The sequence below is a fragment of the Psychrobacter sp. SCQQ22 genome (assembly GCF_015864605.1).
GTDB lineage: Bacteria > Pseudomonadota > Gammaproteobacteria > Pseudomonadales > Moraxellaceae > Psychrobacter > Psychrobacter fozii.
On sequence record NZ_JADYWZ010000001.1, the window covers coordinates 441,118 to 462,468 of the forward strand.

Below are 21,351 nucleotides of genomic sequence, written 5' to 3' on the forward strand. Positions count from 1 at the left end.
CCAAAAATGACTCATTACCACTATCCATCAAATTTGAAAGCAAAAAATGTCGATATTAGCTTGACATATCGAAGTACTGAGCAAGGTGCAACGCTAGTAGTGGTTCTACTATTTCTGGTTCTTATAATGTTGGCAGGGGCTATAGCGGTTAGACAGAGTAATACAGATCTGAAGATTGCTACCAGTGATCAGATTAATACTGTCTTATTACAGTCGTCTGATAGTGCTAACCAAAAGTTAGAAGCGATGATTAATGGTAGTTCAACATCTACTGAGTACCTAGATGTCACTAGTGTGGCAGGAGTTTTTGGTCACTTCTTATTAAATGAAGAAAACTCAGAAAATGAGTTTATCTATTGCTTTAATCCTCGTACGAAAAAATATCTGACGGCAAATGCGACAGTGAGACAAGCTACGGGTGGTTACTGGAGTAGCCTAAATAATGGTATATGTGATTACACAAGTGCAGATGGATATACTAGCGCAAGACAAACTGTTGTTACGCAAATAAGTGTAACAACAACTCCTACTGCTGCTGATGCAGAAGCTTTTGGACATATGGTTCTTGGTAAAGAAGTTGAGGATAGAACAAGCAAAAAGTATCAGTTTGATATTCGAGCTACTTCTGCTTTGCCATCTTATAGTGAGCCTGTAGATACAGAGGGTTCTTGTTTTGCAAAAACAAGCATTAGCGCTAATGTAGCGTCAGGAAAAAACTCACTAAATGACTGCATGCTAGCGGCTACTACACCAAGCAAAATGCTATACGAGCAAGCGGACGTTGAAAACGTTTCTTCTTCTACTTTATGTATTCCATTTGGTACAGGATCAGGATCATTGGATACTCAATGTGTGCTCTCAACCACACCTTAGTACGATAAATCATTAGCTCTATCTTATATATAAGGACAAAAGTCATGAAACGACTTGACAACGTACTGCCATTATCCAACAAGCTTGAGTTACCACTAAAGTACTTAGTCGTCGTCATGGCATCTATGATGGTGATACCTGTATCACAGGCAGATGTAGCCGGCAAAAAAATCGGTGATTTAGAGATATATAAAGCGGCTGAAGGTGGTAAGACTACTATTACTATGATGCTAGATACATCAGGTAGTATGGCTGCCAATGTTTCGACAGGTGCTTGTGATATGCCTTCAGGAATCTCTTCTAATAGTGTTCAAACTGAAAACTCTTCTACTTCACCAAGCTATACTAGAAGATATTGCTCAACTAGTAATAGGTATTTTTATCGCTTATCTCCTGCTCCTGAAAATCAATGGTATCGTTGCGGAGATAGTGATGGTTCTGGTGATAATGGTTACAATTTCGCTATCTGTAGTACAACAATTGCCAATCCTAATATTGGCGACGAGTACAGCTTTGTAACTTCTAGTAGTGGTAACAAGTATTACTATAAAGATAAGTTCTATGACCGATTAACTCGCCTAAAAGATGCGCTATTTACATTGATGAATAATACTCAAATAGATAATAGTAAGGTATCTATTGGGATTGGTCAGTTCTCTAGCCAAAGTGGTAGCAACAACACTTATACAAGTGCTGATGGTACTAGTGGAAAGATATTGGTACCAGCAAGACTGCTCGATCAAACCCAACGTAATGCGATCAAAGCAGCTGTTGCACCTTTGATCGGTAGTAATGGTACACCAACAGCCAATGCCTATGCAGAGGTCGGTGCTTATATGCTAGGTAAGAATACTTCTGCTTTGGTTGTTTCCTTTAGAGAAGAGTATGTAAAGATTAACGGCAATCAAAATAGATACTACCAGTGTACAAGTTGGAGTAACAGTGGTCTAAGTTGTTCAAATTACAATAACAACTCTTATATAACAACTACTTTTGGTTCTACTGTTGCACCATGTCAAAATAATAGCTCTCTTACCTGCCTATCTAGAGAATATACACAAACTACAGAACAGTTAGGTTATAGCGGTTTTGCTAAATCTGCCACAGATTCAAAATTGATCACTGACTATATTAGTCCACTTTCTTCGCCTTCTAGTTGTGATGGACGAGGAATATATTTCTTAACAGATGGTGAGCCAAATAGCTCTCCCAATCCTTTACCTTTGATGAAATCTGCTTTAGGTTCTACTACATTTACTATACCAGCAACTACGCTACCAAGTGGCAGTCAAAGTAGTAATGGTATGCCTGAAGTTGGCGCATTTGCTAAAGCTTTACGTGATCCGACGATTAACCCTTTAGGCACGGATAGAGAGATTTATACTGCAGTCGTTGGCTTTGGTTCAGTGTTTGATGTTAATAAAACCACAGATGCAGCTAAGCCGATAGGAAGTCGAGTTATTCGCAATCTATCTTATGCTAACCCAACAACTGGTGTTACAGCCAATCGTGATTTTTATAATTGTGAAAATATCACAAACATAGATGCAAAAAATGCGTGTAACTGGGGTGAAAAGTCTCATAATGAATTGCCTGGTGTTGGCGGCTTCGGTGAAGGTGGGTTTTACTCAGCACAGTCTACAGATGATATTGTCAATAGTATTATCGCTTTTGTCAGTGACTTGAATCAAGAATTACCATCTACTCCTTCAGGTACTATTATCATTCCTGATGATCCATATCGTGCTGATAGCCAGCTCGCGGTTGCTTATTATCCAACCTTGCAGTCCAAGGTCGCTGAAAATTCAGTAATCTGGAATGGCAACATGAAAAAATATAGCTTAAATGAAGGTACGCTGTATGGTCAAAATAACAGAAAGTTGTTCGAAAATGTAGCAGGGGAGTTAGATCCAGCAACTCAAGATCTATGGTCAGATAGGGATTACCCTAATGCTAATAACAGTGTGGAATCTGGTGGGTTTTATGCACGACTTAATACACCAACGACGGGCGTCTCTACAGTCAGAGCTCTATATGTAGAAGATTTGAGAAGTACGACTGTTAATACTACCGATGCTGATGCTACGGTATTGAGAAAATTCGGTGTGAATAATGCAGGGAAAGTGACTTTAGATAATACGCCTTTGTCGAGTACTACGTTTAATGACTCAGCGACTTACTCTGAAGATACTTTAAGAAAGTTACTTAACTTTTTAGGATTTGATACCCTTCCTAGCACAGCGACGCTTGTCAAAAACATGACATTGACAACTGCTAATGCTTCAGTACCAATCAAAGTTGTTGGTGCAACAGTACATTCAACACCAGCATCAGTCTCCTATTCTGCCACTTTAGATGCAGATGGCAAAGTCACCGACCAACGTGATGATTATGTACTATTTGGTTCTACTGAAGGTGGTCTACATTTAGTAGATGCAGACGATTATAGTGCGACAGGTGATGGTGGCAGAGAGAGATTCGTTATTATCCCAAGAGAGATACTAAAAGACTCAAGCAAATCAGCTGGTCTCGTTAAAGATGCAACGAAGACTGATATAGGGTCACCAAATTTCGGTATCGATGCGCCATGGCTAGTGACTGCTGATTATAAATATGATTTCCCCAACTTAAGAGTTGATATTGATACTACTAATGATAAAGGCCTTTTTGCTTATGGTGGCCTACGTCTAGGTGGTGAAGCTTTTTATGGCATAGATCTTCATGATCCAGACAACCCTAGTATGCTGTTTTCTATCACTCCAGCGACATCTAACTTTAGTCGAATGGGGCAAATTTGGTCAAAGCCTACTGAAGCAAAAATAAAAACCAGCGAGACTGATACTGGTACAGATGTATTGGTGTTTGGTGGTGGCTATGATACGTGTTACGAAAATGAAAGTTTTCAGGTTGGCGTCATCGATACAGCACTAGGTACTTGTTCGAATAAATCTTCGGCCAAAGGCAATGCTGTTTATATCATCAATGCCAATACAGGAGATTTGATATGGTCTGCTTCTAGTGACAGTACTGCATCAAGAACAGTTAGTAGTATGACAAACAGTATCGTCGCTGGTGTTACTACCCTAGACCGTGATAATGATGGTTTTATGGATCATCTCTATTTTGCAGATTTAGGTGGTCAAATATTTCGTGCAGACTTTACCAATGCAGGTTTTGTTAGGCCTGTTACATCAGGAACAGCATCACCTGAGAGCTCGTTTACTAATACAAGAGTTACCCGTGTGCTAGCCAGTGCATACACAGGCAATGATACAAAATACAATTATCGTTTTTATGAGCGTCCTGTTGTGAGCTTTTATCGTAACTCGGTGAACAATACATTATTTGCTTTAGTGAATGCTATTTCAGGCGATCGCAGCTCACCTTTATCTAAAATACGTGATACTACAAAATCTGATCGACTATATGGCATCATCGATAATGATGTGACCAAAGCGGACGCTATCTTCTATGCAGGTGATTTTGCGACGACAAGTGGCAATCAGGATGTCGTTGATTTAAATGATGCAGCATTAACTGCTTTGCCATCTGCTATAGGTGCTCAGCCAGTAGATGGTTATACATCTGCTCAGAAAAATGCAGTGATCGATACGATGAGAGCGGGTGCAAGCCAAGGTTGGTATTATCCACTTAACCGTTTTGATGGTTATAACAATGTTAGATATACCAAGGGTATTGGTAAATCAGAAGTGATCAGTAACTTCCTATATACCACCGTATATAATCCAGATATGAGTTATGGAACCACAGATTCTTGTACAGCACAAATCGTTGGTGGCTCAGAGCGACAACTTTACTGCTTGCCTTATGGTATCTGTATAGATGACACGTCTGAAAACGGTACAGGCGGATTCGCTAGAGCAGGTCAAGGTATCCAAGAGTTAACACTAGGCCCTCGTAGTTCAACATTGTCTAATCAGCGTTTACTTATTGGTACGCGGACATTAACTGAACGTACCCAAGATAGAGTTGATTTTGGCACTGATTCGAGTAAAGGTGGTGATAGCCCTATTGATGAAAGTCAAAGCCTGAACGCTTCTGATCAAATCCTCGGTGATGGAACAGCTGGTGAGTACATATTCAATGATCGCTTCACTCTACAGCCAAAAACATGGTATGAAGTAGATTAATAGGGGGCATCGCATGAATATGAAAATATTAAAAAGTCAGTCTGGATTTACCCTTATTGAGCTGATGGTAGTCATTATGATAGTGGCTATTTTAGCCGCTATTGCCATTCCGTCTTATCGACAGTATGTGGTGAGAAATGCTGAGTCGCAAGCGCAAGCGAGTATGCAGCAGTTAGAAATAGAACTAAACCGTTGGCGTGCTACTGCACTGACCTACAAAGGCTTTCAACCAAGGAAATTGGCAAGTGACGGGTCGATCAGTCATGGCTATGATGATACAGTTACTAATACAATAGTATATGTCCCAGAAGGCAGTGATAATCTAGACTTTGATTATCGGATTACCCTCGTAGATGGTAGTACAGGAAATAGTTTGGCACCTACGAGTACGGCCTACTCTACCGCAGGTAACTCATGGCGTATGTTGGCAGAGCCAAATGCAGCATTTGAAAACTCAAATGCTCAAATTATTATGACTACGAGTACAGGCGTACAGTGCAAAAGCACAGATAGAACGGTTACTAGCGCATCGACTGACTGTGGTGTTGGTGAGGAAAAATGGTAATGTTTATGGTCAATAAAACATCTAAGTACTCTTTGATACAGCAGCGAGGCTTTACTTTGATCGAGCTGATGATAGTTGTTGCTATCATTGGTGTGCTAGCTGCCATTGCTTATCCAAGTTATCAGCAATATGTTATCAAAACAAAACGCACTGATATGATGAGTGAGATGCAAAATATCGCCTCAGAGATTGAGAGTCGTAAACTGGCTCAAGGCAGTTACAATACCATTAGTGCTGATATCCGTACAGACTTTGCTATCGAATATCCTAGACAAGGCACCGCACTATACGATGTTACTATCAACCCGGATCCTTTAACAGCCCAATGGTTAATCACTGCTACTCCAAAAGTCAATACTCAGATGGCTAACGATGGTAGCCTTGATTTAAATAACCAGGGTATCAGATGTCGTGTGATTGGTGTAGATGCAAAATGTGGTACAGACAACAGTTGGAACGAATAAGTTAGTAACGTACACATGGTTGGCTTCAAAGCTTCAATAATTTTACCTAATGCAAATAAGTTTTACTTACGATACTTTACGGGCTGCCCTAGAAATTTTTTCTAGGGCAGCCTTTTTTGTATTATGTCATCAATGATATAAAGTTTGCTCTTACTCTTTGACAAAAAACGTCATGCTTACTTACCTCATACAACTAAATATCAATTAAACTGACAAATTTCAGCAATTTAACTGTAACAATAATGAGTAGACAAAAATTGTCACTAGCTTAATATACCACTTTATGGCTGCTACCTACAATATTAAGCTCAGAGTAAATTGCATTTAACACTTTGTTTATTATACCTTCGCACACTGGAAGTTAAGCGATCACAAGCTATAGGTAATCGATATTTGTAAATGGATTTTAATATCAGTAGCAATATTTCTATAGTAAAAGATAAATACAAACTAAAAAGTTGGCACATTACCTGCAACAATAATAATAAGACAGTCAGTAGGATAAGTTACTAACTTAGACTGACACCCACATTATCTATAATAGATAGCAGATAGTGATACCGCATAGCGTATCAATCGATTTGTTATCACCTTACTCTAAAGGACGTACTATGAACGCTAATATCCAAAAAGGTTTTACCTTAATCGAATTAATGATCGTTATCGCTATTATCGGTATCCTAGCAGCGATCGCTATCCCTGCATATCAAGATTATACAGGACGTGCGCAGGCATCAGAAGGGTTATCAGCAACCGCCGGAACTCGGTCAGAAGTTGGTGTGGTATACTCAGAAGATGCAGCATTCCCTGCTGCAGGGTCTACAGCTGTAACTTCAGCCTTATTACTGGAAGGTAAATACTTTCCTGCAGGTGGTGTAGTTTTGACTCCAGACACTGGTGTTATTAACGTTACTTTTGATAGTGGAGTTCATAGTGGTGATACTATGATTTTGACTCCCGATGAAAATGCTGGTAACACTCAAATTGCTGGTTGGACCTGTAGTGGTTTAGATGTTAAGTATCTTCCAACTAGCTGTCAGTAATAGTTAGTATAATTTGCTAGTACTCTAAATGAAAAAAAGCCCTAGCCATTATTGCTAGGGCTTTTTTTTAACAGACTTTCTTCAATAAAGGGGCCATCATGACACATGTAACAGGTTATACTCTAATTGAGCTAATGATTGTCATTGCTATCATTGGGATCTTAGCTGCTATTGCGATACCTAATTATTTGATTCATGTAGGACGTGCACAGGTAGTCGAGGGTTTTATGATATCAGACAGTCTGCGTAGTGAGATTGGCCTACATCTGTGGGAACATAAACGTTTCCCCAATGCAGCTGATGTTGCCGTTACAGGTGATATGGGTCAACAGGCTAACACTCTTGATGGAAAGTATGTCGCGACAAATGGGGTAAGTATTACAGCAGATACAGGTGTTATCACTGTCAACTTTGATGCGGGAAACGTAGCAGGTAAAACATTGGTAATGACGCCTGAAATAAATACTGCTAACGATCAACAAGCTATGAAATGGGTTTGTAGTGGTACAGTGGGTGTAGATAAACTGCCAGTTAGCTGCCAAGATTAAAACAGTTAATACTATTTCCTATCTGCTTGGAACCTTCATAAATTATTTATGATGATTCTATTTCTAAATTATTTGTGCTCAAAATATCGATATAAATCATGTTAAATTCCTCTCTAAAATTTCGTTTTAAAGTATTTGGTCTTCACTTAGTTACCTCTGTCTTGATTGCTTTGGTAAGTCTATATCTAGTATTTATAGTATGGCATCCTGCACCGCTAGCCAAAGCGGTAGGTGTGACTCATATATTTATTATGATGCTAGGTATTGATGTCATTTTAGGGCCTCTATTAACCTTTATTATTGCCAAAAAAGATAAGAAATCCTTAAAGTTTGATTTAGCCGTCATTATTGTCTTGCAGCTCGCTGCATTTATCTATGGCATATATAATATCGCGATTAGTAGACCTGTATATATCGCCTTTGATACTATCCGTTTTGAAGTGGTACAAGCTAACCATATCCCTGTAGAGAGCATAGAGCAAGCATCAGCTCCTTATAATACATTAGGATGGGGAAAGCCAAAATTTGTAGCGGTTAAACCTATAGAAAATATTGAACAAAAAAATGATAGATTATTCGTAGAGCTCGAAACAGGTGTTGCACCAAGTATGCAGCCAAATCTATATGAACCCATGGCTGATCAATGGGAAACTATCAACCGTCAGAGAAGCGACTTTAGTAGCTTATATAAAACTAATTCTAAAGTAAGTGTTGATACTATAACTAGTAAATATCCATCTGCGAAAGCATGGCTACCGCTAAAAGCTTATGGGCAGGATATGGTCGTATTAATAGATGATAATAGTATTGTAGATATTGTAGATTTACGCCCTTAGTAAGAAGTAAATAGCAAGCCAATAAAAAACCACCTAACAGCTCTCTTATTTGAGGGTCATTAGGTGGTTTTTTATTTCTTCAAGACAGATGAAGCTGTCTTGAAGAATCAGTTACTTCTCTAAATACTGAATCTTACCTTCCACACCATCCCACTTTGCAGCTTCTGGCAACTGATCTTTCATCTCAGTGATATTCGGCCATTTTTGTGCCAACTCTTCATTAAGTTGGGTAAACATCTCTTGGCTTTTCGGTACTTCATCCTCTGAAAAGATGGCATTGGCAGGACATTCAGGCTCGCATAGCGCGCAGTCGATGCACTCATCGGGATCGATGACGAGGAAGTTTGGACCTTCATAAAAGCAGTCCACAGGACAGACTTCTACACAGTCGGTGTATTTGCAAAGGATGCAGTTATCTGTAACGACAAAGGTCATAGTGATGTCTACCTGTTATTGGCTTAGGGCTAAATAGAATAGATTAAAATAAAGCGTATTTTAACGCCTTTACGCCTAATTGACAATTCCCTTTAATGACTAATGATTTTCTTTAGATGATAAAGTAAATCGTGTGCTTGCTTGGGTGTTAGGCTGTCAGGATCAATTGTGCGCAGTTCATCCTGCAAGCTAAACAACTGATTTTGTTGTGAAATAACTTCTAGGTTTTTAGTTTGCATGTCTACCTTGTCGATTTCAGCACTATCAATACTATTGTAATGTTGTTCACGTTTATCCTTTACTGACTTAGCTAAGTCATTTTTATCATCAATAGGTTGTTCGTTTTCTGCTTTTAGATCATCTAACTTTACATTATCTGCCGTTAAGTTATCTAATAAGTAGCGTTTAGCATCATTCAGCACTTGAGTGGGGATGCCAGCCATCTTTGCCACATGCAGTCCAAAGCTAGAGCTTGCTGCACCTTCACGGATTTGATGGAGTAGTAGTAACTGACCATCGATCTCACTGGCCGCAACATGGACATTGCGTATGCTAGCTTGACGTTTTTCAGCATTTTGCGCCAATTGCGTCAGTTCAAAATAATGAGTGGCAAATAATGTCAGGCAGCCAATCTTGACTAGGCGATTGACACAGGCGTGGGCGATGGCCAGACCGTCAGTGGTGGCCGTACCGCGTCCGACTTCGTCCATTAATACCAACGACTTATCTGTCGCCTGATTGAGAATATTAGCGGTTTCGATCATCTCCACCATAAAGGTCGACTTACCGCCCGCCAAGTCATCAGCTGAACCAATACGGGTAAAAATACGGTCGATATCGCCGATATGAGCACTCGCCGCTGGGACGAAGCTACCACAATGAGCGAGTAGAACAATCAGTGCTGTTTGGCGCATATAAGTAGACTTGCCACCCATATTAGGACCAGTAATCATTAGTAATCGCTCAGCGTTTTCATTGCTGCCTACTGTTTGACCAAGAATACAATCATTGGCAACGAACTGGGTAGCGTGTTTTGCCTTACTTTGAGTAACGCTATTCATTGGCTGTAAGGCTGCTTCAACGACGACATGACGACCTTGTTTGATATCGATACTGGTCTGATTGCGAGTAGCTATAGTGTGTTCTGAGTCGTTACTCATCACTGGACGCTGCCAGTTATAATCCAAAGCGAGCTGCGCCCAATTACTCAGCACATCTATCTGCGCGATGGCGGCGCTAAGCTGTTGCAGTTCGGCTAAATGACTGCTCAAGACGGTTAATAGCTCTTGATACAACTGTTTTTCCCGAGTTAATGCTAGCGTCTGTGCGCTTAGGTATTCGGTTTCGACTTCTTTTAATTCATCCGTGATAAAGCGTTCGCTGCTTTTAAGCGTTTGCCGACGAATAAAGTGCGCTGGTGCATTTTTCGCCTGCATTTTGGGCAACTCGAAATAAAAGCCGCTGACTTTATTAAAGCCAACTTTTAGACTGGGCAGTTGGCTATCTTGACGGGCGCGCTCGACCATTTCATCCAAAGTCACTTGGATATTGTCATGTAAATGGGTCAGGCGATCAAACTCTTCATCATAGCCAGCGGCGAGCATGCCACCATCTCGAATATGGGCAGGTGGTTCTATGACGATGGCTCGCTCTATCAGCTCTGCTACGGATTGTATGGCAGGTAACTGAGCTGGCAGTTGTTGCATAAGCATCGGTAATAGACCAGCATGCTCATGGCTAATACCTGATTCATTGAGTAAGGTCGTCAGTTGGTTGCTACTGGCAATGCCATCAGCAAGTTTACGTAAATCGCGGGGCTTAGCGCTCATCAGACCGATGCGACTACTGATTCGCTCAACATCGCCGATGGCATGTAGCGTCTCGCGTAAGTTTGTCACCAGTGAGCTATCTTTTGAGCTTTGAGCAGGTTGGGTTGAATGACCCTCTGTATTCAATAGAGATGCTATCGCGTCCAAACGCATATTGATACGCGCATGTTGACGGAGTGGGCGCTTCATTTGTTGTACTAGCAATCGTCTACCCATTGGAGTCTGGCAATGATTTAATATGGATATCAATGAAGTTCCGTTGCTGCTAACAGGCGTAAACAGCTCAAGATTCTGTTGGCTATTGGCATCAATAATCAGATAGTCGTCGTTGTATTCTACGATTAACTGATTGAGTTGTGGTACATGGCGTTGCTGCGTTTGCCGTGCATAATGAATGAGCGCTGCACAGCTAGATTGAGCCAGTGCTGCATCACTAATACCCAATCCATCGAGACGTTGTACCTCAAATTGCTGGCATAAGGTCGAGCTGGCATGCTCAGGATGAAAGTCATTGGCAGCGACTTCTATAATAGGGCAGTCAAGATTTTGACGTAACCATAATATCCACGCTGCATCAGTATCGCCAATACTATCGCTGAGTGCTTCACTAATGATGCATTCACTAGGAGCAAAGCGTGCGAGTACCGTCAGCATTTGAGTTTGCAAACCTTCGATATCATCGTGATCCGCACTGAGGGTTTGCGTGGTCAACGTTCCAGCAGCCAAGTCCATTTGGCTAATGGCAGCTTGCAGAGGCTGTTTGCTATTCGCTCTAGGTATGGCAATATCAATGGCGACGACAGTAGGCGTATGATTTGGCGCAATTAATGCATCATCAGTAATGGTTCCTGCTGTCAAAGTCTTAACCACTTCGCGGCGCATGATACCGCCAGCAGTAGATTTGCTTTTGTCTTTCTTTTGCTTATCGCCTATCGTAGGGGCATTGGGTTTGTTACTCGTACTGTCAGTGGTTGATTCGTCAATTTGCTCACAGACGACAACTGTCTGCCCAGCAGCGATTAATCGTGCCATATAGCTATCGGCAGCATGGAACGGCACACCTGCCATGGCAATTGTGTTGCCAGCTTTATCCGTACCACGGCGAGTGAGCGTGATATCTAATATATGTGCTGCGCGCTTGGCATCATCAAAAAACAGCTCATAAAAATCACCCATCCGGTACAGCAGCAGCGCTTGTGGATAGTTGGCTTTCATGGTTAGATATTGCACCATCATCGGCGTATGATCGGCCAAGTTATAAACACTATCGCCTATCATTAAATGGTCAGTAGTTAATGGCTCAGAATTATCTTTAGAGCCACCTTTCTTTGAAGCAGTATCTGTTGATAAATTAAGTTTTGAGGTATTAGAGTTTTGAACGGATGGTTTAACGGTCATGCAGAGTCTCTTATAGTTTTAAATATAAATGGTGCTTAAACATTAAATGAATTTTTATTGATGATTTTCAGTAAATGAGCATTAGATAAGCAGGATTAAATATTAGATCTAGGTATTACATCAAAGAATAAATGAAAAAAGTATTAGATAATGAGTTCTTATGATTTTGGTTGAATCGTACTAAAAGCCTTCGTTTATAATGGGTCATAACGGGTGAATTACACCCTAATAAATTCAATAGATTTGAGTGTGCAAGCATCATTTTAACACGTCCTACTGAGCTTTTATGTTGGCAAATATCTACTCGTTGCCCTTGTATCCATCAGCACCATAACCATATATAATGGCGTCACACTTAATTGGGCAATACTTCATTAGGCGATACTTCATTGAGTGGTATAGTCAGAGAACCACTAAATAGCTACGGCGTTACCCTCCTTAGATGTACGACTTGTACTATCTGCAGTTGGCTGTCTTGTAGCTGTTTTAGACTTCTTTGACTATAGTTAGCCGGATAATGACAAGGCAGCGAGCTAAGCGTTGGCTAATGCGCACTAATTATCGAATATTTCCATAGGTCAAAAAATTATGTTATCAAAGATTATAGGCAGTGTCGTTGGCACTAAAAACGAGCGTGAATTGAAACGCATGCGTAAAGTGGTCAGCAAAATCAACGCACGAGAGGCCGAAATACAAGCCCTGTCTGATGAGCAATTACAGCAAAAAACCGCAGAGTTTAAAGCACGTCATCAAAACGGTGAGAGCTTAGATGCATTATTGCCAGAAGCTTTTGCCGTCTGCCGCGAAGCATCACTACGTGTCAATGGTATGCGTCACTACGATGTGCAGCTGATCGGTGGTATCACCTTGCACGAAGGCAAAATCGCTGAGATGAAGACTGGTGAAGGTAAAACCTTGATGGGTACCTTGGCTATGTACCTAAACGCCATCAGCGGTAAAGGTGTACATCTGGTCACGGTCAATGATTACTTGGCTGCGCGTGATGCTGAATTAAACCGTCCGTTGTTTGGATTTTTGGGTATGACGGTTGGCGTTATTTATTCGCAGCAGCCACCACAAGAAAAAATCGCCGCTTACCAAGCCGATATTACTTATGGTACCAATAACGAATACGGTTTTGATTACCTACGCGATAACATGGTATTTAAGTTAGAAGAGAAAAAACAGCGCGCGCTAAACTTCTGTATTATTGATGAAATTGACTCTATCTTAATTGATGAAGCACGTACGCCGTTGATTATTTCAGGCCAAGCCGAAGATTCGTCACGTATGTATGCGCTAATTAATACGATTATTCCGGTACTTATTCGTTCAAAAGATGAAGAAGCCAATAAGAATAACGAAGAAGAAGATTTCTGGATTGATGAAAAGAACCGTCAGATTGAGATTAGTGAAAAAGGCTATGAAAAAATCGAGCGTTTCTTAATCGAAGTCGGTGAACTTGGCGAAAATGAAAGTTTATATAGCCCAAGCCGTCTGCCGTTATTGGCTCACGTACAGGCAGCTATTCGTGCCCATCATGTGTTTGTTAAAAACGTTCATTACATCGTCGATGAAGGCGAAGTGGTCATCGTTGATGAAAATACTGGTCGTACGATGCCTGGTCGTCGCTGGTCAGAAGGTCTGCATCAAGCGGTAGAAGCCAAAGAAAACGCTGAAATTCAAGCAGAAAACCAAACGCTTGCGACCACCACATTCCAGAACTACTTCCGTCTGTATGAAAAGCTATCAGGTATGACGGGTACTGCTGATACTGAAGCGGCAGAATTTAAGTCTACATATGATCTAGATGTCATCGTCATTCCAACGCATGAGCCGATTGCTCGTATTGATATGGATGACCAGATTTTCTTAACCAAGTTAGGGAAATACAAAGGCATCATCCGCGAAATCAAAGAGATTCAAGCCAAAGGCGCACCAGTATTGGTTGGTACGGCGACGATTGAAGCCAGTGAAGAGTTGTCTTATTTATTGGATCAAGAAAACGTCAAACATAACGTCTTGAATGCCAAGCAGCATGAGCGTGAAGCTGAGATTATCGCACAGGCAGGTAGCCCAAAATCTGTCACTATCGCGACCAACATGGCAGGTCGTGGTACCGATATTATCCTTGGTGGTAACTGGCAGTCGTTTATTGAAGATATTGATTCTGTCAGCCCTGAAGAAATGCAGCGCCTAAAAGCCCAGTGGCAAGTTAAGCATGACCAAGTGGTAGCAGCGGGTGGTTTGCATATCATTGGTTCTGAACGTCATGAATCACGCCGTATTGATAATCAGCTACGTGGCCGTGCTGGTCGTCAGGGTGACCCTGGTATGTCGCGCTTTTTCTTGTCATTAGAAGATGATCTCATGCGCATCTTCGCAGGCGATCGCGTGGTCAATATGATGCGTGCGATGGGTCTCAAAGAAGATGAAGCCATTGAACACAAAATGGTGTCCAAATCAATTGAGAACGCGCAGGGTAAAGTAGAAAGCCGCGATTTTGATGCTCGTAAAAACTTGCTGAAATATGATGATGTTGCCAATGAGCAGCGTAAAGTTATCTATGGTCAACGTGATGATTTATTGGCAGAGATGGATTTGCTTGATGCTCTTGAAGTGATGCATCGTGAAGTCTACAACGCGATGATCAATCAGTTTATTCCGCCGGGATCTATTGATGACCAATGGAATGTCGACGGGTTAGAGGATGAGCTAGAAGACGAGTTCAAAATCTCAATGCCGATTAATGATTGGCTTGATGAAGATCGCCGCTTAGATGAAGAAGGTTTGCGTGAAAAAATCGTCCAAACAGCGTTAGAGCGTTATCATGGTCGTCGTGATCAGATGGGTGAACAAGACGCAGCTCAGCTTGAGCGCCACTTTATGCTCCAGAGTTTAGATAAACACTGGAAAGAGCATTTGACACAGATGGATCAGCTCCGTAAAGGTATTCATCTACGTGGCTATGCACAGAAAAACCCTGAGCAAGAATATAAGCGTGAATCGTTTGAGTTATTCCAAATGATGCTTGGTGCTATTAAGTCTGAAACTGTACAAGACTTATCACGTGTACATATTCCAACCAAAGAAGAGTTAGAAGCGTTAGAGATTCAGCAGCGTGAAAATGCCGCTCATATGCAAATGCAGTTCGAGCATGATGGTGTGGATAACCTAGATAGCAACGAAAATAGAGCCGCTGGTCAGGCTCAAGCCCAAAGTAGTACTCTAGGTGGCGGTGTTGCAGCAGCTGGTGTGAGTGGTGCTATAGCAGGTGATGATGAACCAAATCCATATGCTGGCTCAAATATCAGTCGTAATGCACTTTGTCCTTGTGGTTCAGGCCTCAAGTACAAACAATGTCATGGGAAAATATAGTTTCGATTATCCATAAATACATATCAAACATGGGTATTTGAGCATTAGTAGTGATGTATTAGTCGCGTATTATGAAATGCCCTTATCTGAAGCGGATAGGGGCTTTTTCGTAGCCACTAGTATCATTCTATAATTTTTCGATAGTAAAGCTGACTCTATTAAAATTCTCAGTTATGCTGTATTGATTGCTTACAAATTCGGCATAGGCGTGAATTTATTGAAAGGCTATAGTGTTTAACATGTTTATTTGGGAGTGTGTTATGAGTGTAGAGTTATTAAAACGGTTACGTGGCTCAGTCGTGTTGAGCGCACTGCTTGCAGGTGTTCTATCTATCAGTGCCTGTCAGCAAAAATCAGAGACAGACGTAGACATGGCGCATGGTGCCGATACTGAAGAAACGGTGCCGATGTCTGCCGAACCTGCTGAACCTAATAATATAATCATCGATACATCAGATACGTCTGTAGATGAAGTCGAAGAGGGTAGTGTTATTTCGGTAGATGAAGATAGCGATAGTGATGTTAACTAGACATAGTAGTGCAAAATAAGACAATCATGACTGTCACGATGCACTTTCAGTATAAGTTTTCTTCAATTGCTGCATATAAAGATCGCTAAAGGTTTTAATAAATGTATCCCAGAAATACATCATCTTGTATAAAGTGAATCAATGATAGCCGTCAAAAAAAGCAACGTTATCGTTGCTTTTTTTATCTCTAATTTTTGGGAAATTGGTCAGACATTATTTATTTGTAGTACCAGATTCAGACTCATGTTCTAAAAACCCTTCTTCCGTCACATCTAACTCTTCATGCTTAAGCGCTACTTGGATAGTGTCGGTATGCTTATGGGTGGTCTTGCTGATATCGACTTCTTGGATAACATAAGTATCTTTGGTAATAGTGGCTACTTGGCGAGATAAGACTATTTCGATAGGTTCATCACCAATTTCAATTTGCTTACCGTTGACAGTGACGACGGCTTTACTATCAAGTGATGGCTCAACATGACGCAGTATGTCCTGCTTATCGTAATCACCAGATAACAGATCCTGACTGTCTGCATCATGGTATTCAGTACGAATAGTAATATACTCTTCTACGAGCTCAATAGGTACATCAATGGTTTTGGTGCGTGCATGTTTGGTGACGGTTACTTTGCCTACATCTAGGCGTTCCTTGTTGATGACAGGACGTTCTTCTAATAGTTCTAAGTAGCCATCCGTATCGCCATTACCGATATTTTTGATATCACGTTCTTGATTAGATAATATGACTTGCTCATCATGGGTGCTGTCTTTGTGAAATTTATTATTGTTATCAATCGTCATCATAATTTCCTTATAAGTGGGCAGTATTTATAGTTATACAGCTAATGGAGCGTCAATATTAAGAAGTTTGGTTGATTTAACGTTATCATTAATTTTGTCAGACTCATTAGCAAAAAAAGACCAGAGACATGCTCTGATCTTAAGTTATTAAGTAAATATCTTTAGTTGCTTATTACTATCGTATTTTGCTTTAAAGACACTTTTGGCTGGAGCCGAGCAAAGATACGATGGCTTGGCATATTACATACCACGAGCACGGCGTACGTCTTCTGCAGTGATGCCATCACGGTCTATGATGTTACCTTCACGGTCGACTACGTTACCGTCGCGGTCAACATCCAACTCTTCACGCTGAATGGTTTCAACGATAGTTTCGGTATGGCGTTCAGTCGTCTTGCCAACATTTACTTCTTCAGTGACATAAGTTTCTTTACCGACACGAGCACGTTCAGCCTGTAGCTCAACTTCCACAGTTTCGTTGCCATTTACTTCACCGATACGACGGTCTGTTGGACGATCCACATTAGTACGTTGGATATTGGCGTGTTCTTCTTCTAGCTCAACATCAACATTACGCTCTTCAGTCACGATATGCTTACCAACTTTCACTAAGCCTGCAACGATGCGGTCTTTATTGACAGTTAAACGCTCTTCTAGTAGCTCTAGCGTGTTTGGTGCGTCATAAGCATGGTCTTCGATTTCCATACGTTCAGCAACAGGGACGGTATCAGCGACAAATGCCTGACGGTCTTTTTGATACTGATCTTTATAGCTGTATTGATAGTCATGGTCATATACTTCCATCGCTTCAACTTGTGCTTGTGTTAAGCTATCGAAAAATACATCATCTCCAACGATACGTGCTAAACCTGCTGGTACTAACACTTCTTTTGAGCTGAACCAACCGCCCGCATCAACGATTAAGTAACGGATACGGCCTGTCGTATCTTCTACTAGTGCACCTTCAATTTTACCGATTTTTTCTTCATTGACACCATAGGCAGTTTTGCCTGTTGGGTCGTAATAGTCGTCACCGATAAGGTCATGGTGAGTTGCTTGGATGTCTTTTAAACGAATTAGTTGGCTCATTGTTGTATTCCTTTTTTATGAGTTAATTATTGACAGTTATTGTAGAAATATCATATTTTTGAAAAGTTATTTTTATAATAAAACAGGTATCAAGTCATTAAGAAATGCTTCTACGTTGACTTGAAACAATCCTAACATCATGATTTTTGATGAGATATATGAGCAAGGTAGCAAAGTGTGCACTTGAAGTAATTGCGTGTAATAGGCTGTAAGTGGCATAACATAGCTAGGGGTATAAGTTAACGCGACTTTACAGAGAGTAATGTTCTATGCGTGTTGAGAATTGATAGACACAAAAAAACCGCAGAGTAATAAGCGCTGCGGTTTTTGAATATTAAGAAAATTAGTAAAAATTTAAAGTTATCAACCTAGTTTGAACCTGCTAAGTCATTAACATGCTTAAATTTCAGGTAGTTTGAAATGCTAGGCAAGTTCTATCGCAATAGCAACGGCTTCACCGCCACCAATACATAGCGTAGCAACGCCTTTTTTGCCGCCTGTACGCTTTAGAGAGTTAATAAGCGTAACTAAGATACGAGCGCCAGAGCAGCCTACTGGATGACCCAGCGCACAAGCACCACCTTCGATATTGACCTTAGCATGTTCAATTTTTAGCTCGTCCATAGTAGCCATGGTCACCATAGCAAAGGCTTCGTTGATTTCCCATAGATCGACATCTGCCACTGACCAACCAGCGCTAGCCAATACTTTTTCAATCGCACCAATTGGGGCAATGGTGAATTCGCTTGGATGACGAGAGTTAGAAGCAGTCGCGATGATACGCGCTTGGTAATCTAAACCTTCAGCTTTTGCTTGAGACTCTTTCATGACGACAACGGCAGCAGCACCATCAGATATTGAGCTGGCGTTTGCAGCAGTGATAGTACCGTCTTTTGCAAAGGCAGGACGTAAAGTCGGGATACGATCAGCATTGGCAAGTGCTGGTTGCTCATCAGTATCAACGGTTTGCTCACCTTTACGGGTTTTAAAGGTAACGGCTTCGATCTCGTCTACGAAGTGACCATCTTTGATAGCTGTTAGCGCACGATTCAGCGATTCAATAGCAAACGCATCCATTTGCTCGCGTGTATAGCCTTTTTCATTTGCCATTTCTTGAGCAAAGTTGCCCATGAGCTTACCAGTCTCAGCATCTTCTAGACCATCTAAGAACATATGATCTTTGACTTCTTTGTGTCCCATACGATAGCCGCCACGTGATCCTGGCATAAGGTAAGGGGCATTGGTCATAGACTCCATGCCACCAGCAACGGCAACATTGAAGCTGCCTGCTTTGATACCGTCATGTGCTTGCATCACTGCTTTTAGACCTGAGCCGCATAGCTTGTTGATAGTGACAGCACCAGTAGCATCAGACAGACCAGCTTTACGCATGGCTTGACGTGCAGGACCTTGTCCTAAACCTGCGGTCAAGATACAGCCCATGATAACTTCATCAATACTATCAACACTCACACCTGAGCGCTCAACCGCAGCTTTGATAGCAGCAGCGCCAAGATCAGTTGCGCTCATGTCTTGCAACGCGCCTTGGAAGCCGCCCATTGGTGTACGTGCGCCGTTTAGAATTACAATTGCATCATTTGACATTTTTATTATTCCTTTTTACGTATTTTAAATGAGAGTATCTTACGTTGAGTAAAATCAAACATTTACTAATGATCAAACGCTGATAATCTAGCAGGTTTTGGATTTTCTTACGCTAGCTCATCTAAGCGAATGCGTACTACTTTATCAGTAATAGTCTCTAGCTTTTCAATTTTTTCAATGGCTAGATTCATCTGGCTCTCGACCACAGGTAGCGTCAAGATAATCACGGGTACTTGACCCACTTTATGCGCAGGCTTTTGCAAAATCGCATCAATATTGATACCAGCATCGCTTAGGATACGGGTAATATCCGCGAGTACACCTGGATTGTCATTAGCATGCACACGCAAATAATAACCAGTGATCATCTGCTCGGCACGTAATATCGGTGTATCTGATAGTTGCTCAGGGATAAAGGCCAAATGTGGTACATGATGGCCATGGTTGTTTTGATTATTGCTACCTTGGTCGTCATTGTCTGTACTACCCAATACGCGAACCAAATCCATGACATCGGCCATGACAGCAGAAGCCGTCGCGCCAGCACCAGCACCATCACCACAATAGAGCGTCTGCCCAAGTGGGTGAGAGTTGACCAATACGGCATTTTTTACGCCATTAACATTGGCGAGTAACGCATCTTGCGGGATAAGCGTTGGATGTACACGTAGCTCAATACCAGCGGCATTATTGTCGCCTTGACCATCACGGCGTACGGCAAATCCTAAATGCTTGATACGGTAGCCAAGCTCTTCCGCATAGTTCACATCTTGTAAAGTAATGCCAGTGATACCCTCACAGTAGACTTTATCAAACTGTAATGGAATACCAAAAGCGATAGAGGCGAGTAGGGCTAATTTGTGCGCCGCATCAATCCCTTCAACATCAAAAGTTGGATCTGCTTCAGCATAACCCAGCTCTTGCGCTTCGTTCAGTACGTCTGCAAACGGGCGGCCTTTGTCACGCATTTCAGTCATGATAAAGTTGCCAGTACCGTTGATGATACCTGCAAGCCAGTCGACTTTATTGGCAGCGAGTGCTTCACGCATCACTTTGATGATTGGAATACCACCTGCCACGGCTGCTTCATAGGCAACGTGCACGTTATTTGCTTCAGCAAAAGCAAAAATCTCATTACCATGTTCAGCCAACAGCGCTTTGTTTGCAGTGACCACATGCTTGCCATTTTTAATAGCGTGCATGATGACGTCTTTGGCTAAGGTCGTACCACCGATCACTTCGATCACGATGTCGACATTTTCGCTCGCAGCAATTGCCATCAAGTCACTATTTTGAATAATATCGGGATCAATATCATCACGCTGACGGCGCGTACCGACTTCGGTAATAATAATATTGCGTCCGCTACGGCGTTTTAGCTCATCTAAGTTGTCATTAATTAGATTGATCACGCCCGTTCCGACGGTGCCCAGACCAAGTATCGCTAGTTTGATGGAATTGCTCACAGTATCCTCAAGAGGTTAAATATAATGAACCGAGTATAAAGCCATTACGAGTCAAATTTGCGAATAGTATTCAGCGCATTTTGACAGTAGTCGTATTATCGCGGCGCCATTATAGTTGAATAAAAAATGCTCAAATAAAAGTATGCTGCAGATTTTTCATAGCGCTTTATCGTATCATACCGACAAGCAGTTGTGACGTCTATACAATGTCGCAATCGTTATACAGTCTATTCTAGATAAGTCAGACATGTGGTTAGGTTTGTTCCATCCACTATGTGTCGTACTTTCACTCGCCTTGCCTATATCTGAATTATCTCGAACCAACGATAAGTGTCACAAA

The 21,351-nt window shown here is 41.4% G+C and carries 15 protein-coding genes; 9 read left to right on the top strand and 6 right to left on the bottom strand.

What is annotated here, in order from left to right; genetic code table 11:
* The first annotated feature begins 6 nt into the window (after positions 1-6).
* The 7 genes from I6E84_RS01890 (at position 7) to tfpZ (ending at position 8,480) form a co-directional block, all read left to right on the top strand.
* Positions 7-873 carry a pilus assembly protein PilX gene (locus I6E84_RS01890; RefSeq protein ID WP_197215755.1) on the top strand — a complete coding sequence of 289 codons (867 nt, stop codon included), beginning with the start codon at positions 7-9 and terminating at the stop codon, positions 871-873.
* A gap of 44 nt (positions 874-917) precedes the next feature.
* The gene (locus tag I6E84_RS01895) at positions 918-5,024 is read left to right on the top strand and encodes a PilC/PilY family type IV pilus protein (protein WP_227681265.1); all 4,107 of its coding nucleotides are present in this window, start codon (positions 918-920) and stop codon (positions 5,022-5,024) included.
* 13 nt (positions 5,025-5,037) lie between these two features.
* On the top strand, positions 5,038-5,589 hold the full coding sequence (locus I6E84_RS01900; protein WP_320158615.1) for a type IV pilin protein: 552 nt from the start codon (positions 5,038-5,040) through the stop codon (positions 5,587-5,589).
* Positions 5,589-6,053, top strand: coding sequence for a type IV pilin protein (locus I6E84_RS01905; RefSeq protein WP_320158616.1), 465 nt, complete (start codon positions 5,589-5,591; stop codon positions 6,051-6,053). Before I6E84_RS01900 ends, I6E84_RS01905 begins: the two co-directional genes overlap by 1 nt.
* Before the next feature lie 611 nt (positions 6,054-6,664).
* Positions 6,665-7,096 (top strand): pilin, encoded by a 432-nt coding sequence (locus tag I6E84_RS01910; RefSeq protein ID WP_197215756.1) that lies wholly within the window; start codon positions 6,665-6,667, stop codon positions 7,094-7,096.
* A 98-nt stretch (positions 7,097-7,194) separates the two neighbouring features.
* Positions 7,195-7,644 (top strand): pilin, encoded by a 450-nt coding sequence (locus I6E84_RS01915; RefSeq protein WP_197215757.1) that lies wholly within the window; start codon positions 7,195-7,197, stop codon positions 7,642-7,644.
* A gap of 98 nt (positions 7,645-7,742) precedes the next feature.
* The gene (gene tfpZ, locus I6E84_RS01920) at positions 7,743-8,480 is read left to right on the top strand and encodes a TfpX/TfpZ family type IV pilin accessory protein (protein WP_197215758.1); all 738 of its coding nucleotides are present in this window, start codon (positions 7,743-7,745) and stop codon (positions 8,478-8,480) included.
* A gap of 111 nt (positions 8,481-8,591) precedes the next feature.
* Here tfpZ and fdxA read toward each other — a convergent pair whose 3' ends face one another.
* Together fdxA and mutS are read right to left on the bottom strand one after the other, a co-directional pair.
* On the bottom strand, positions 8,592-8,915 hold the full coding sequence (fdxA, locus tag I6E84_RS01925) for a ferredoxin FdxA (RefSeq protein WP_110921842.1): 324 nt from the start codon (positions 8,913-8,915) through the stop codon (positions 8,592-8,594).
* A gap of 92 nt (positions 8,916-9,007) precedes the next feature.
* Positions 9,008-12,142, bottom strand: coding sequence for a DNA mismatch repair protein MutS (gene mutS, locus I6E84_RS01930; protein WP_197215759.1), 3,135 nt, complete (start codon positions 12,140-12,142; stop codon positions 9,008-9,010).
* Positions 12,143-12,730: 588 nt separating this feature from the next.
* Between mutS and secA the strand changes: the two genes are divergently transcribed.
* Entirely contained in the window at positions 12,731-15,520 is a 2,790-nt protein-coding gene (secA, locus tag I6E84_RS01935) for a preprotein translocase subunit SecA (protein WP_197215760.1), read from the top strand.
* A gap of 260 nt (positions 15,521-15,780) precedes the next feature.
* Positions 15,781-16,050 (top strand): hypothetical protein, encoded by a 270-nt coding sequence (locus I6E84_RS01940; RefSeq protein ID WP_197215761.1) that lies wholly within the window; start codon positions 15,781-15,783, stop codon positions 16,048-16,050.
* Positions 16,051-16,263: 213 nt separating this feature from the next.
* Here the strand turns inward: I6E84_RS01940 and I6E84_RS01945 are convergent, their stop codons facing one another.
* From I6E84_RS01945 to I6E84_RS01960, 4 genes are all read right to left on the bottom strand, one after another.
* Complete coding sequence (locus tag I6E84_RS01945) at positions 16,264-16,854, bottom strand: YsnF/AvaK domain-containing protein (protein WP_197215763.1); 591 nt, start codon at positions 16,852-16,854, stop codon at positions 16,264-16,266.
* 237 nt (positions 16,855-17,091) lie between these two features.
* Positions 17,092-17,940, bottom strand: coding sequence for a DUF2382 domain-containing protein (locus tag I6E84_RS01950; RefSeq protein WP_197215765.1), 849 nt, complete (start codon positions 17,938-17,940; stop codon positions 17,092-17,094).
* A gap of 423 nt (positions 17,941-18,363) precedes the next feature.
* On the bottom strand, positions 18,364-19,545 hold the full coding sequence (locus I6E84_RS01955; RefSeq protein WP_197215767.1) for a thiolase family protein: 1,182 nt from the start codon (positions 19,543-19,545) through the stop codon (positions 18,364-18,366).
* A gap of 107 nt (positions 19,546-19,652) precedes the next feature.
* Positions 19,653-21,011, bottom strand: coding sequence for a homoserine dehydrogenase (locus tag I6E84_RS01960; protein WP_197215769.1), 1,359 nt, complete (start codon positions 21,009-21,011; stop codon positions 19,653-19,655).
* Positions 21,012-21,351 lie beyond the last annotated feature (340 nt).

What these genes read in the sequence shown, in the direction of transcription:
- I6E84_RS01890 (WP_197215755.1), top strand. Translation starts at nt 7, where the DNA reads ATGACTCATTACCACTATCCATCAAATTTGAAAGCAAAAAATGTCGAT.
- I6E84_RS01895 (WP_227681265.1), top strand. Translation starts at nt 918, where the DNA reads ATGAAACGACTTGACAACGTACTGCCATTATCCAACAAGCTTGAGTTA.
- I6E84_RS01900 (WP_320158615.1), top strand. Translation starts at nt 5,038, where the DNA reads ATGAATATGAAAATATTAAAAAGTCAGTCTGGATTTACCCTTATTGAG.
- I6E84_RS01905 (WP_320158616.1), top strand. Translation starts at nt 5,589, where the DNA reads ATGTTTATGGTCAATAAAACATCTAAGTACTCTTTGATACAGCAGCGA.
- I6E84_RS01910 (WP_197215756.1), top strand. Translation starts at nt 6,665, where the DNA reads ATGAACGCTAATATCCAAAAAGGTTTTACCTTAATCGAATTAATGATC.
- I6E84_RS01915 (WP_197215757.1), top strand. Translation starts at nt 7,195, where the DNA reads ATGACACATGTAACAGGTTATACTCTAATTGAGCTAATGATTGTCATT.
- tfpZ (WP_197215758.1), top strand. Translation starts at nt 7,743, where the DNA reads ATGTTAAATTCCTCTCTAAAATTTCGTTTTAAAGTATTTGGTCTTCAC.
- fdxA (WP_110921842.1), bottom strand. Translation starts at nt 8,915, where the DNA reads ATGACCTTTGTCGTTACAGATAACTGCATCCTTTGCAAATACACCGAC.
- mutS (WP_197215759.1), bottom strand. Translation starts at nt 12,142, where the DNA reads ATGACCGTTAAACCATCCGTTCAAAACTCTAATACCTCAAAACTTAAT.
- secA (WP_197215760.1), top strand. Translation starts at nt 12,731, where the DNA reads ATGTTATCAAAGATTATAGGCAGTGTCGTTGGCACTAAAAACGAGCGT.
- I6E84_RS01940 (WP_197215761.1), top strand. Translation starts at nt 15,781, where the DNA reads ATGAGTGTAGAGTTATTAAAACGGTTACGTGGCTCAGTCGTGTTGAGC.
- I6E84_RS01945 (WP_197215763.1), bottom strand. Translation starts at nt 16,854, where the DNA reads ATGATGACGATTGATAACAATAATAAATTTCACAAAGACAGCACCCAT.
- I6E84_RS01950 (WP_197215765.1), bottom strand. Translation starts at nt 17,940, where the DNA reads ATGAGCCAACTAATTCGTTTAAAAGACATCCAAGCAACTCACCATGAC.
- I6E84_RS01955 (WP_197215767.1), bottom strand. Translation starts at nt 19,545, where the DNA reads ATGTCAAATGATGCAATTGTAATTCTAAACGGCGCACGTACACCAATG.